General features: G+C 52.3%; 10 protein-coding genes. 8 read left to right on the forward strand and 2 right to left on the reverse strand.

Translation table 11 applies throughout. From position 1 onward, the window contains the following. The first annotated feature begins 728 nt into the window (after positions 1 to 728). From IGS51_RS13320 to IGS51_RS13355, 8 genes are all read left to right on the forward strand, one after another. A complete protein-coding gene (locus IGS51_RS13320) occupies positions 729 to 1,781 on the forward strand; it encodes a glycosyltransferase family 2 protein (protein WP_297078843.1) in 1,053 nt (350 codons plus the stop codon). A 124-nt stretch (positions 1,782 to 1,905) separates the two neighbouring features. Next, positions 1,906 to 2,451, forward strand: a complete 546-nt coding sequence (gene rfbC / locus IGS51_RS13325; protein WP_297078845.1) for a dTDP-4-dehydrorhamnose 3,5-epimerase — start codon at positions 1,906 to 1,908, stop codon at positions 2,449 to 2,451. Further along, positions 2,448 to 3,437 carry a dTDP-4-dehydrorhamnose reductase gene (gene rfbD / locus IGS51_RS13330; protein WP_297078847.1) on the forward strand — a complete coding sequence of 330 codons (990 nt, stop codon included), beginning with the start codon at positions 2,448 to 2,450 and terminating at the stop codon, positions 3,435 to 3,437. Before rfbC ends, rfbD begins: the two co-directional genes overlap by 4 nt. Then, entirely contained in the window at positions 3,409 to 4,485 is a 1,077-nt protein-coding gene (locus tag IGS51_RS13335) for a glucose-1-phosphate thymidylyltransferase (RefSeq protein WP_297078849.1), read from the forward strand. The genes rfbD and IGS51_RS13335 overlap by 29 nt, the downstream gene beginning before the upstream one ends. A 99-nt stretch (positions 4,486 to 4,584) precedes the next feature. Then, entirely contained in the window at positions 4,585 to 5,691 is a 1,107-nt protein-coding gene (gene rfbB / locus IGS51_RS13340; protein WP_297078850.1) for a dTDP-glucose 4,6-dehydratase, read from the forward strand. 319 nt (positions 5,692 to 6,010) lie between these two features. Beyond that, a complete protein-coding gene (locus IGS51_RS13345) occupies positions 6,011 to 6,847 on the forward strand; it encodes a WecB/TagA/CpsF family glycosyltransferase (protein WP_297078851.1) in 837 nt (278 codons plus the stop codon). 22 nt (positions 6,848 to 6,869) lie between these two features. Continuing rightward, positions 6,870 to 8,201, forward strand: coding sequence for a glycosyltransferase (locus IGS51_RS13350; RefSeq protein ID WP_297078852.1), 1,332 nt, complete (start codon positions 6,870 to 6,872; stop codon positions 8,199 to 8,201). A gap of 220 nt (positions 8,202 to 8,421) precedes the next feature. After that, on the forward strand, positions 8,422 to 9,585 hold the full coding sequence (locus IGS51_RS13355; RefSeq protein ID WP_297078853.1) for a glycosyltransferase family 4 protein: 1,164 nt from the start codon (positions 8,422 to 8,424) through the stop codon (positions 9,583 to 9,585). Here IGS51_RS13355 and IGS51_RS13360 read toward each other — a convergent pair. After that, positions 9,582 to 11,354: an ABC transporter ATP-binding protein gene (locus IGS51_RS13360; RefSeq protein WP_297078854.1), complete on the reverse strand. Its 1,773-nt coding sequence runs from the start codon at positions 11,352 to 11,354 to the stop codon at positions 9,582 to 9,584. The two genes, IGS51_RS13355 and IGS51_RS13360, sit on opposite strands and share 4 nt — an antisense overlap. Further along, complete coding sequence (locus IGS51_RS13365) at positions 11,351 to 12,211, reverse strand: mechanosensitive ion channel domain-containing protein (protein WP_297078855.1); 861 nt, start codon at positions 12,209 to 12,211, stop codon at positions 11,351 to 11,353. The genes IGS51_RS13360 and IGS51_RS13365 overlap by 4 nt, the downstream gene beginning before the upstream one ends. Positions 12,212 to 12,305 lie beyond the last annotated feature (94 nt).

Here is a 12,305-nt window from a genome sequence, read left to right on the forward strand (position 1 = left end):
CGATGCACTCAAAAAAATGAAGTTCACATGATTGTGACATATCGCAGCACTGCATTAATGTCCCGGACAACACTAAGGCGAGAAGTTGGCCGACGGTGCAAGTTCTGTGTGTTTCAATCTATGTGTTTCAAAATTATGTTTTATGTGAACAGTTCAGAGCGAGATAAAGACGAGGGGTTGGGATTTGGCCTGGCAGAGAACTTTTCAGAATTATGAAGTTTACATGAACTTGAAACGTAGAAACTGTAAAGCTGATGATCTAGAACAAAGCCATGCAGCAGTGTCCTCGGTGTATTCACGGAAACATTTCTAGCCCACAAGACGCTTGAATTCATGGGATTTTAGCCCGATGCTTCTTGGAGAGAGGCGATCGCCTGCGTCACAGTCATCAATTCTTGAATATGAAGTTTACGTGAATCTGAGGTGTAGATATTGCGAAAATCAGGTGTTGCCTAAAGAATAAATTCGAGCAGAGCTAAGTGTATTCACTGAAGCTCCTCTGTTGCTCCAGGGTTGCAGTTATGATCATCACTGATTGGGTCTTGCTTCTGCTGTCTGGAGTCGTTCTGATTCCCTGCGCCGTTCTACTCACTGAGTGTGTAATGGCGTTACGGATTTCGCAGAAGTCATCAGGCAGACTGCCTCGTTTGTGTTCAGATGAGGATTCGTGGTCTGGTGTACGAAGCGATGTGGAAGCGGGCGATCGCTCGTTCCAGTTTATGGTTCTTATGCCTGCTCACAACGAGGAGCTTGGTATTTCAGATTGCTTGCATCACCTCATCCGCGAGGTTGATTCTCCTGAGCAGGTTTTAGTCGTAGCAGATAACTGCACAGATCAGACAGCGGCGATCGCTCGTTCCTTTGGAGTGAACGTGATCGAGCGCCAAGACCCAGATCGGCTTGGTAAGGGCTATGCGCTGGACTATGGTCTGAGGCATCTTGAAGCTGTGCGTCCAGATGTCGTTGTTCTTGTAGATGCAGATTGCGTAGCACGTCCGGGTAGCATTCAGCGAATTGCTCAGTTGGCGTTCCAAGAAAATCGTCCCGTTCAGGCGGTCTATCTAATGCAGACCCCTGAGGCTCCGAGTCAGCGAGATCTGATTTCTGCTCTAGCCTTCTTGTTCAAAAATTTGGTTCGTCCCGCAGGAATGACCCAGCTCGGGCTTCCCTGCTGGCTGACGGGTACGGGTATGGCCTTTCCGTGGTCAGTGATTCGCCAGGTGTCGCTGTCTAGCGGAAACTTGGTTGAGGATATGCAGATGTCAGTTGACTTGGCGATCGCGGGTTTTGCCCCCCTCTTGTGTGCAGATGCGGAAATTGGGGGCTGTTTGCCGTCTCAGCGCACGTCTGCCAAGCAGCAGCGGACGCGGTGGGAGCATGGTCATTTGCAAACTTTGAGGACGCAGGTACCCTGCCTGTTGAGGGCGGCGATCCATCAGCGGCGGCTCGATCTCTTGATGCTGGCACTAGATCTGGCCGTTCCGCCGCTGGCGCTGCTGGTGCTGCTTTGGACAGCATCGGTTTTGGCTGCCATAGCGGGTTTTGCAGTGGGCGGAACAATCTTACCTCTGGTGGTTTCGGCACTGGCGGGCGCGTTTTTATTAGCCGCTGTGCTGTTGGGGTGGTATCGATTCGGGCGATCGCTCGTGCCCCTGAGCGCGATCCTTGCTGTTCCGTTTTACATTCTTTGGAAGATTCCGCTCTACGTCACATTTCTGTTCCGTCCGCAAACCAAATGGATTCGCACCGACCGCGAGACGCTTCGTACTGCTGAAGATTAGCAGCACAGCGTTTCAAGCAAGCGTTGATCGTAAACGCTGTGTCAGAGTTTTTTATCTACAGCCTTTACCTAGAAAAAGTGGGCCGGTCACGACCGTTATCGACAGGCAAGCAGGGCGCAGCACTATGCAAATTACGCAGGCTGAAATTTCAGATGTTTTAATTCTTGAGCCTCGTCTATTTGGCGACAGCCGGGGCTTCTTTTACGAAAGTTTTAATCAGCAGGTTTTTAGGGATAAGACCGGTGTGGACGCACAGTTTGTCCAGGACAACCATTCTCGCTCAATGCAGAACGTGCTGCGCGGGCTGCACTATCAGATTCAGCAGCCCCAGGGAAAGCTAGTCCGGGTGATTCAGGGAGCCATCTTTGATGTTGCGGTCGATTTACGCCGACAATCGCCCACCTTCGCACAGTGGGTGGGTTGGGAGTTAAGCGCTGAAAACCGCCGCCAGATTTGGGTTCCGCCTGGTTTTGCCCACGGTTTTGTGGTGCTGTCGGAAACGGCAGAGGTGCTGTATAAAACGACGGACTATTACGCGCCGCAGCACGAGCGGTGCATTCGCTGGGATGATCCCGATTTGGCGATCGCCTGGCCGCTCCAGTCGCCGCCGATCCTGTCTGCAAAGGATGAAGCAGGACAGCCATTGAGGATAGCGGAGGTATACCCATGACCTCGATTTTGTTAATCGGTGCCGCAGGACAACTGGGACAGGAATTGCAGCGAAAGTTACCCTGCATTGGAACCGTTAAAAGCCTGGATCGACGCTGCCTAGATCTCACACAAACCGGCCGAATTTATCAGGCCGTTTATGAATGCAAGCCGGACGTGATCGTGAACGCGGCCGCCTACACAGCCGTTGATCAGGCAGAACGCGAACCAGAACTCGCCCACGCCATTAATGCGGAAGCGCCCACAACGCTGGCGGAGATTGCAAGCCGCATTGGTGCATCGCTGGTTCATGTCTCAACGGACTACGTGTTTGATGGGCAGTCCCACATGCCCTATCAGGAAGCTGCTTTGACCGGGCCCATTAGCGCCTATGGACGCTCCAAGCTGGCAGGGGAGATCGGCATTCGGCAGGCCTGCGATCGCCATATTATTCTCCGCACGGCCTGGGTCTACGGCACTTGGGGCAAGAGCAATTTTGTAAAAACCATGCTGCGGCTGGGGGGCGATCGCCCAGAGATTCGTGTAGTCGCGGATCAGGTGGGCGCTCCTACCTGGGCGGCAGACCTGGCCCAGGCGATCGCCATTTTGATATCGCGCTCTAGTGCGACTTCGGATCGGGTGCATCAGGGCTTGCCGAATGGGTTGCTGGTGCAGAGCAGTTCCCCTGTCAATGGCAGTTCCCAGGAATCGCTCTGGGGAACCTACCACTTTACGAATAGCGGCGTAGCAAGCTGGTACGACTTTTCGGTAGCCATTTTTGAAATTGCGCGTCAGCTTGGGTTTCCGCTCCAGGTGCAGCGGGTTGTGCCAATTTCCACGGCGGAGTATCCCACGCCCGCACAGCGTCCTGCCTACTCGGTCTTGTCGCTCAAAAAAACCGCTGCGGTGCTGGGTGGCTATCCCCCCCACTGGCGGCAATCGTTGAAAAAAATGCTGGCTGAACTTTATACCCACTCCTATGAAAGCGCTTATTCTCTCCGGCGGTAAAGGAACGCGCCTGCGTCCACTCACCTACACTGGCGCAAAACAGTTGGTGCCTGTGGCCAACAAGCCCATTCTCTGGTACGGGATTGAGGCGATCGCCGCTGCGGGCATTACCGACATCGGCATCGTCATCAGCCCAGAAACGGGCGCAGAGGTAAGGGCGAAGACGGGCGACGGTAGCCGCTTCGGGGTTCGCATTACCTACATCCTCCAAGAACAGCCCGCCGGCCTGGCCCACGCGGTTAAGATAGCGCAGCCCTTTCTAGAAGATTCGCCGTTTGTCTTGTATCTGGGAGACAACCTGGTGCAGGGGGAACTGGGCCTGTTTCTGGAATGCTTCCAAGCGAGGGGACTGGACGCATTGACCCTGCTATGCAGCGTACCAAACCCCAGCGCGTTTGGGGTCGCTGAGGTCGATGAGCAAGGGCGCGTGCTGCGGCTGGTCGAGAAGCCCAAGCATCCCCCGTCTAACCTAGCGCTGGTGGGGATTTACTTCTTCTCGCCACGGATTCATGAGGCGACCGCCAGCATTCAGCCCTCTGCCCGGGGCGAACTGGAAATTACCGACGCAATTCAATTCTTAATCGATCAGCAAAAGCAGGTAGAAGCGCTGCAAATCCAGGGCTGGTGGCTGGATACCGGAAAAAAAGACGACCTGCTAGAGGCAAATCAGATTATCCTGGACGACTGCCTCTGTACGCAGCTAGAGGGCAACATCGACAACGCCAGCAAAATTAGCGGTCGTGTCCAGATTGCACCAGACTCTCAGGTGATCAACTGCACCATCCGCGGCCCGGTTGTAATTGGTCGGGATTGCTACCTGGAGAATTGCTTCATTGGCCCGTACAGCAGCATTGGCGATCGCGTCAAACTAGTCGATGCCGATTTGGAACACAGCGTTGTCTTGGAAGGTGCTGCGGTTGTTGGAATTCACCAGCGCATTGTAGATAGCGTAATCGGTCAACGGGTTCAGATCAAAGCCGCACCGCAGCGCCCAAAGGCCCTCCGGTTCATGGTGGGCGATGACTGTCATATTGAGCTTTGCCAGTAGCACGGCATAGGTAACGCAGAGGATTTGAATGGGGAAAACACCGATTTTGTTAATGACTTCTTTTGTTCAGATATCAAGATGAAATGTCAAGGTTAAAAAATGAGTCAAGCCATTCAGGATAACGTGCATCTACCAGTTACTCGCCGTCTGCTGATTACAGGTGGCGCAGGATTCATTGGGGCGAACTTTGTGCATCATTGGCACAGGGCCTATCCGGGCGATCGCCTAGTCATTCTCGATGCCCTGACCTATGCAGGCAACCTGCAAAATTTAGAGTCACTCCTTGAAGAAGACAATATCCGATTCGTGCAGGGAGACATCTGCGATCGCCCCTCGCTTGATTCACTGCTGCGAGAAGAAGCGATTGACACTCTCGTCCACTTTGCAGCAGAATCCCATGTCGATCGGTCAATCTTTGGCCCTGCGGCATTCGTGCAGACCAATGTCCTCGGCACGTTCACGCTTCTAGAAGCCTTCCGGGATCATTGGAACGAGCAGCAGCAGCCCGATCACTACCGCTTTCACCATGTCTCCACGGATGAGGTCTATGGCAGTCTCGGTCCCAACGACCCGGCTTTTTCAGAAACTACGCCCTACGCCCCCAATAGCCCCTACTCCGCATCGAAGGCAGGCAGTGATCACCTTGTGCGGGCTTATCACCACACCTACGGACTGCCGACGCTGATTACCAACTGCTCGAATAACTACGGCCCGTATCAGTTTCCAGAAAAGCTGATCCCGCTGATGTGCATCAACATTCTGCTGGGCAGGCCGCTGCCTGTATATGGCGATTGGCTCTACGTCGGCGACCATTGCAGCGCTCTAGAAGCCGTGCTGACCCGCGGCATCCCCGGAGAAGTCTACAACATCGGCGGCAACAACGAGGTCAAGAACCTGGACTTGGTGCAAGCACTCTGCGACCTGATGGATGAACTTGCGCCCCAACTGCCAGTGCGCCCCAGTCGCAACTTAATCACCTTTGTCAAAGATCGTCCAGGGCACGATCGCCGCTATGCAATTGACGCAACCAAAATCAAAGCCCAGCTCGGCTGGACACCTGCGGAAACCTGGCAGACGGGGCTTCGGCGCACCGTGGAATGGTATCTCGCGCACCCTTTCTGGTGGCAACCGCTGCTGTCGAAGAAGCTTACCCTGCCTTACACATCTGCCGAATTTTCAGATCTTTTTCAGACCACCCGCTGTTAGTTTGCAGTCATAGCTCATCTCTCAATCATCAGGGTTTGCATTTTTGAATCATCCTTCCAGCCAATACTTTTTGTTTGATTTAACAATCATTTTTAGAGCGATCGCCCGAAATAGCTACAGCTATAGAATTTCTCCTGAAAAATCTCGTCACAAGGTTACGATCAATACTTACAAGCTCAATTAATTTGTGGTTTATTCACCTTATTAGCTCGTCTTGAAACACTTTCAAGTCGATTCATTGATCGACTTCAAGCGTGTTGATTGATCCAGCCGATAGGCACTCACACTGGTCATTCATTAAGCGTCAGGATCACTAGCCATGAAACTTGGTAACGGGTTTGGTGCCCTAAGGGAAATTAAAATCCTGGGCATTTCAATACATAATTTCTCTAAGCAGGAGTTCCTAGAATTGTTAGACTCTGGCGTTGTGTTTACTCCTAACGTCGATCACCTCATCAAACTAGAACAAGATTTTGATTTCTATCGGGTTTATCAAGAGGCAGACTATCGAGTTTGTGACAGCAAAATTTTATATTATGTGTCTCGTTTCTTGGGAGCGCCAATTAGAGAAAAGATTTCTGGCTCTGAACTATTGCCGGATTTTTGTCAGCACCACAAAGACAACGAAGATATCAGGATCTTTCTGCTGGGTGCCCGTGAAGGAGTTGCCTATCGAGCGCAGCAGCGGATGAATGCCAAAGCAGGCAGAGACATTGTTGTGGGAGCCTACTCGCCTTCGTTTGGCTTTGAGCGAGATGAGACAGAGTGCGCCGAGATCATCGACATGATTAATCGCTCCGGCGCAACGGTCTTGGCCGTTGGCGTAGGGGCCCCCAAGCAAGAAAAGTGGATTGCTAAATACAAACATCAGCTCCCAAATGTTCGTATTTTTCTGGCAATCGGCGCAGCCATTGACTTTGAGGCGGGCTATAAGCAGCGATCGCCCCGTTGGATCAGCGAGGCGGGCCTGGAATGGCTCCATCGCCTGCTGTCTGAACCCCGGCGGCTATGGCGACGCTATCTGATTGAGGGACTTCCTTTCTTTTGGCTCGTCCTCAAGCAAAAGCTGAATCTCTATCGCTCTCCTCACCTTTCTGCACTCTCGCATCAAGCCCACAAATCTCAAGAAAAAATCGCTCAGAAAGTTGGCGGTTAAACGCTTTAGGAAACTTGAACGGATGAGAAACTCAGATTCCAAGACCTATTTGATGGTTTTGCCTGTTTACTATTACAGGCTGGATTCCCAAACCGTTGCATTAGAGAGTGCGTTTGTGAAGCACTTAATGCTGCTAAGAGAAAAGATTTCGCCCGTCTTTAATCATCTTGTGGTTGGGCTGGTTGAGATGAGTGATGAAGAGTATTCTCATAGGAAGCAATGGCTATCAGTTGTGGATGAATCTGAAGCAAGAATTCGATTCAAGTCGCTGTATAGAGTTCAAGATTTATCTTCCAAAGCTCAGCAGTTTTTTCAGCTATTTCGGGTTTCAAACAGATTAAAAAATCTGATTTCGCAATGCGATCTGTTGCATACTGGCTTGGCTGCAAACATCTGGTTTCCGATGGAGTTTATTGCGACACTGCTGGGTCGATTTTTTAGGAAACCGACAGTTTACGTCGTAGACATTGACTTCAGAAATACGGCTCAGATGAGCTATAAGACAGGGAATTGGTCACTCAAGAGTTATCTACTTTGCAAATATATCTACGACAGCTTTCGGGTTCTGCAAGTTCACTGCGCGTCCAAAATCTGCTCACTAATTTTGCTAAAGGGCGAAAAGCTCTGTCGTGATTTTGGCAGCGGCAAGCCAAATGTGAAGAATTTTTTAGACGCGGCGCATAGCAAGCATCACATTATCGGAAGGGATCGGCTGGCTCAAAAGTTGCTAAATCTAGAAGATCAAGGGCGGCCTCTAGAGGTGGTTTACTTCGGACGGTTAACGCCCTACAAGGGAGTTGATCGGTGCCTTCACGCCGTGGCGATCGCCCATCACCAGTTCGGATGCGATGTCGTATTTCACGTCATTGGTAGCGGTGAGCAGCTAGAAGAACTAAAGCGTCTGGCACAATCTTTGAAAATTAGCGAAAGAGTCATTTTCCACGGCGCACTTCCATTTAACCAGGGCTTTTTTGAGAAGCTTTACTCATATCACCTGCTGTTAGCAGCACCGCTCAATGAAGACACGCCTCGCAGCGCCCTAGATGCGATGGCAGCAGGGATTCCAATCCTTGCATTTGATACCTACTACTACAGAGATCTTTCAGCCACTGGTGCGGTTGACACAGTTGCCTGGCCGTCCATCGAAGAAATGTCTCAAAAGATTGCATACTACAGCAAGAATAGAGATTTGCTAGCGGACATGGCAGTCCAAGCTGTTGAATTTGCAAAACAAAATACTCAAGAAGAATGGTTGCAGCGACGCTTTGAGTGGACGCTAGCTTTTGCTGGAATCACTCAACCAGCTTTGGCTACTCCACAGTCAGGACAGCGACAGCTTTCAAATGTGAGTTAAGTCTTCTGTTATTCAGAAATTAAATTTTCCAAAGTGTATTAATCGAAGTTCTTGGAGATTTCTCCATGCAGCTAAAGCATCTTTCAAGGCTAGCGACTCGATATCTCTATCACCAAGTTTCTGAGACTCTCTATTTGACAGCTGGACATGACTACACTCGCCCATTGTCTATTCGAGGATTTGTTAACGAACGCGACTGCTAGCAATTGTCAAGAGTATCATGAAGGCAATTTTAGTCAATAACTATGACCTGCTTGGAATCTTGAACTTGCTCCAAGAGGAGCATGGAAACGCTCCGTCTCAGCATCTTTGGGGCTACGACTCGTTGACTCATCATGATATTAGAGTTGATATTCTCCCCTTTCAAGGAAGTGCTTTTCTCAAAAAAATCAGTGGCAAGCTGAAGATTTTTGGAGATTTGGATCAGCAGCTTAGATTGTTGGCAAATTGTCGCCGCTATGATGTAATCTATTCGGCGCATTATTTAACCACAACACTTCTTTCTTTTCTGAGCATTCTGGGGTTTCTGAAAAAGCCAATTGTGGCGATTGGGTATCAGGCTCCTCGCACAAAAGCGTTTCATTGGAAGCTGTTTGTGAAAACGTTTATTGAAGGCAATAACAAGATTCTGTGCTTGAGTGAATCTTTGCTGAGGGATTTGGAAGATTTTGGAGTTCCCAGGCAAAAGCTAGATTTGATTGAATGGGGTGCAGATTTGAGATTTTATCGGCCTGACAATCTGACTGAATCGGCGGCTGAACAGGCTGGTAGGGAGAGGTTTATTCTCAGCCCTGGAAAGTCTTATCGAGACTATCCAACCCTGGTCAAAGCGTTTGAAAACTTGGACTGTGGCTTAACGATTTGTGGGGCTGGTCAGATTGATCTCGAGCATCTAAAGCAGCGAGCGGTCGGCAGTGCCGAGGCGCATTTGCCCAGTAATGTATCTATCCTGCGAGACATGATTGACTGGCGAGATTTTATTCGTCTCTATGAGCAGGCGTATGCGGTAGCGATTCCTGTCGTGGAGGAAAAAGCCAGGTTCAAAAATGCGATTGGTCTAACGGTGCTGACGGAGGCGATGGCAATGGGGAAGGCGATCGCCATGACGCGCAGCGACTATGTGGGTGTGGATCTGGAGCGAGAAGGAATTGGGCTGTGGGTTGAGGAAGGCGATGTGGATGGCTGGCAAAGGGCGATCGCCTACCTGCTGGACAATCCCAAAGAAACCCGCGAAATGGGTCGCCGCGCCCGCCTTTTGGCCGAGCAGCGCTTCAACCTAGAGCAGTTCTCCAAAAAACTGGCTGATTCGCTCTGGCAAGCCTACAATGCCCAGCAACCCGCCCGCCCAACCACTCCCGCTCGCCAGCGGGCTCTGCTGCGCTAACTTGCGCCCAGTTGCAGCGCATACAGGTTTGCATAGATACCCTTTTGGGCAATCAGCTCAGCGTGGGTTCCCCGTTCTGCGATTTGCCCCTGCTGAACCACGAGGACCTGATCTGCCTGGGTCACGGTGCTGAGGCGATGGGCAATTACAAAGCTGGTGCGGTTCTGGAGCAATCGGGCGATCGCCTCTTGCACCAATGCCTCAGTGCGCGTGTCAATACTGCTGGTCGCCTCATCCAGGATCAAAATTTTTGGATCAATCAGCACCGCCCGCGCAATACTGACCAACTGCCGCTGTCCTTGGCTCAGCGGTGCGCCCCGCTCCCCCAGCAGCGTGCTATATCCCTGCGGCAGCGAGGTGATAAATTCATGCACATTTGCAGTCTGGGCAGCCGCCTCAATCTCTGCCTGACTAGTATTGGGCGCACCAAAGGCAATATTCTCCGCCACCGTGCCGCTAAAAAGTAAGTTATCTTGCAGCACAATCCCAATCTGGCGGCGCAGGCTGCTTTGGGTAACGCGGCGCACGTCGATGCCGTCGATTTTCACTGCACCCTCCGTCACGTCGTAAAACCGCAGGATCAGGTTAATGATCGTGCTTTTGCCTGCGCCCGTCGGCCCCACCAGCGCCACCATCTGTCCCGGTTCTGCGACTAAGCTCACCTCTTGCAGCACGCGCTGATTTTCCGTATAGCCAAAAGACACCGACTCGAACCGCACCTCTCCGCGAATCGGCGGCATCTCAGTCGCATTCGGCGCATCCTGCAACGTCACAGGTTCATCCAGCAGCAAAAAGATTCGGTCTAATCCCGCCAGTCCAGACTGCGCCTGCGTATAAAACTGGCTGAGAATTTGAATGGGGCGAAAGAACTGCTGCACATACAGCAAAAACGCCGTCACCACGCCCACAGACATCGCCCCCGTCACCGCCAGATAGCCGCCGTAGGCCATCACGCCCGCCGTCGCCAGCGTATTCAGAAAATCAATCGATGGCAAAAAGGCAGAGGTCACGGCCACAGCCTGCACATTGGCCCGGCGATTGGCCTCGTTCAGGCTATCAAATTCCTGAATATTCAGCTGCGTCCGGTTAAACGCCTGCGCCTCGCGCACGCTGCTAATGTCCTCTTCCAGCTTGGCCGACAGTTCGCCAATGGTCTCCCGCGCCACGCGAAACCGCCGCCGTGCCCAGCGCGAAAAGAACCCGGTCGTGAAAATCATCACGGGCACCACCAGATTGCTCAGCAGCCCCAGTTGCAGGTTCATTGACAGCATGGCGATGATGATGCCGACCAGGCTAAACGTCTGCCCCAGCATTTGCGGCACCGTCAGCCCAAAGGCCTGATTCACCGTGTTCACATCATTTAGCAGACGGCTCATTAGGTCGCCCGCCTCGCTGCGGTCAAAAAAGCTGACCGGAAGACTCTGCACCTTGGTAAACAAGTCCTGCCGCAGTTGCCCCAGCACCCGCTGCATCATGTTGCCAATGCGCCAGATTTGTCCCCGAATCGCCACCACGCCCAGCACGTAAATCACCACCAGCAGCACCAGCAGCCGCGCTAGCCCCGGCCAGTTGCCCTGCAAGATGAGGTGGTCGATCGCCCAGCCAATCAACAGGGGTCCAATGGACTGCGTGGTTGCGCCAAGCATCACCAGCAGTAGCGCGATGGGAATTTCCTGACGATAGGGCGCGAAATATTGCAAAAATCGCCGCAGGGTTGAGAGCTTGGGCTTTTGCTCCGCAGCGACAATGGGGGACGGGCCTCTGATCATACGGCTTCAGCCTTGGGTGCGGGGTAGAGATGCACATCGCGCTGAGGAAAGGGAATGGTAATCCCGGCAGCATCCAGCTTTTTCTTAATGTTTTCGTAGGCGGCAAAATAGACGGGCCAGTAGTATTCAGCCCTCGTCCAAGGGCGCACGGCAAAGTCTACGCTGCTTTCCGCCAGTTCCAAAACGCCAATCATCGGCGGCGGATCGCTGAGAATTCGTTCATCTTGGGCTAGCGCTTCGGCGATCGCCCGCTTCACCCGGTCAATGTCTTCGTGGTAGGCAACGCCCACCACCAGATCCACCCGCAAAATGCCCTTCGTAGAATAGTTAATGATATTGCCGCCAGTAAGGCTGTTATTGGGAATAATCACCGTCTTGTTATCCAGCCGCCGCAGCACCGTTGTAAAAAGCTGAATATCTTCCACAAAGCCCGATTCGCCGCCGCCCTCGATCCAGTCGCCAACGCGAAACGGATGAAAGAAGACTATCAGCAGCCCCGCTGCAAAATTGGACAGCGACCCTTGCAGCGCCAGCCCAATCGCCAAACCCGCCGCCCCCAGCACCGCCACCAGCGACGTGGTTTGGATACCCAGTTGCCCCAGCACTGCCAAAATCACAAAGGCCGTCAGTCCGTATTCAGCCAGATTGCTGGTAAACGCAATCAGGTTGGGGTCAATCGTGGTCGGGGTCATCAGCCGCTTGATCAGGCGGCGGAGTTGCTTGGCCAGCCAGCGACCCACGACTAGAATAATCGCCGCGCCCAGCAATCGCAGCCCAAAGTCTACGCCCAGGGATTGCAGTTGCAGCAGCAGGGCATTCCAGGCATCGAGGTTAAACAGATCAAAATCAAAGGTCATGAGCAGGAGATTGTCAGTATGGCATCAGTATGGCGTATGAGGTGAGGGGGTTAACCTTGGGGCGGGTGTCCGCATTCTATAACCTAATCCCGAA

The organism is Thermoleptolyngbya sp. M55_K2018_002 (assembly GCF_015295965.1).
In the GTDB taxonomy this organism is placed as follows: domain Bacteria; phylum Cyanobacteriota; class Cyanobacteriia; order Elainellales; family Elainellaceae; genus Thermoleptolyngbya; species Thermoleptolyngbya sichuanensis.

Coding starts and splice junctions, on each gene's coding strand:
- IGS51_RS13335 (WP_297078849.1), top strand. CDS start 3,409: ATGAAAGCGCTTATTCTCTCCGGCGGTAAAGGAACGCGCCTGCGTCCA.
- IGS51_RS13360 (WP_297078854.1), bottom strand. CDS start 11,354: ATGATCAGAGGCCCGTCCCCCATTGTCGCTGCGGAGCAAAAGCCCAAG.
- IGS51_RS13350 (WP_297078852.1), top strand. CDS start 6,870: ATGAGAAACTCAGATTCCAAGACCTATTTGATGGTTTTGCCTGTTTAC.
- rfbC (WP_297078845.1), top strand. CDS start 1,906: ATGCAAATTACGCAGGCTGAAATTTCAGATGTTTTAATTCTTGAGCCT.
- IGS51_RS13320 (WP_297078843.1), top strand. CDS start 729: ATGCCTGCTCACAACGAGGAGCTTGGTATTTCAGATTGCTTGCATCAC.
- IGS51_RS13355 (WP_297078853.1), top strand. CDS start 8,422: ATGAAGGCAATTTTAGTCAATAACTATGACCTGCTTGGAATCTTGAAC.
- rfbB (WP_297078850.1), top strand. CDS start 4,585: ATGAGTCAAGCCATTCAGGATAACGTGCATCTACCAGTTACTCGCCGT.
- IGS51_RS13365 (WP_297078855.1), bottom strand. CDS start 12,211: ATGACCTTTGATTTTGATCTGTTTAACCTCGATGCCTGGAATGCCCTG.
- IGS51_RS13345 (WP_297078851.1), top strand. CDS start 6,011: ATGAAACTTGGTAACGGGTTTGGTGCCCTAAGGGAAATTAAAATCCTG.
- rfbD (WP_297078847.1), top strand. CDS start 2,448: ATGACCTCGATTTTGTTAATCGGTGCCGCAGGACAACTGGGACAGGAA.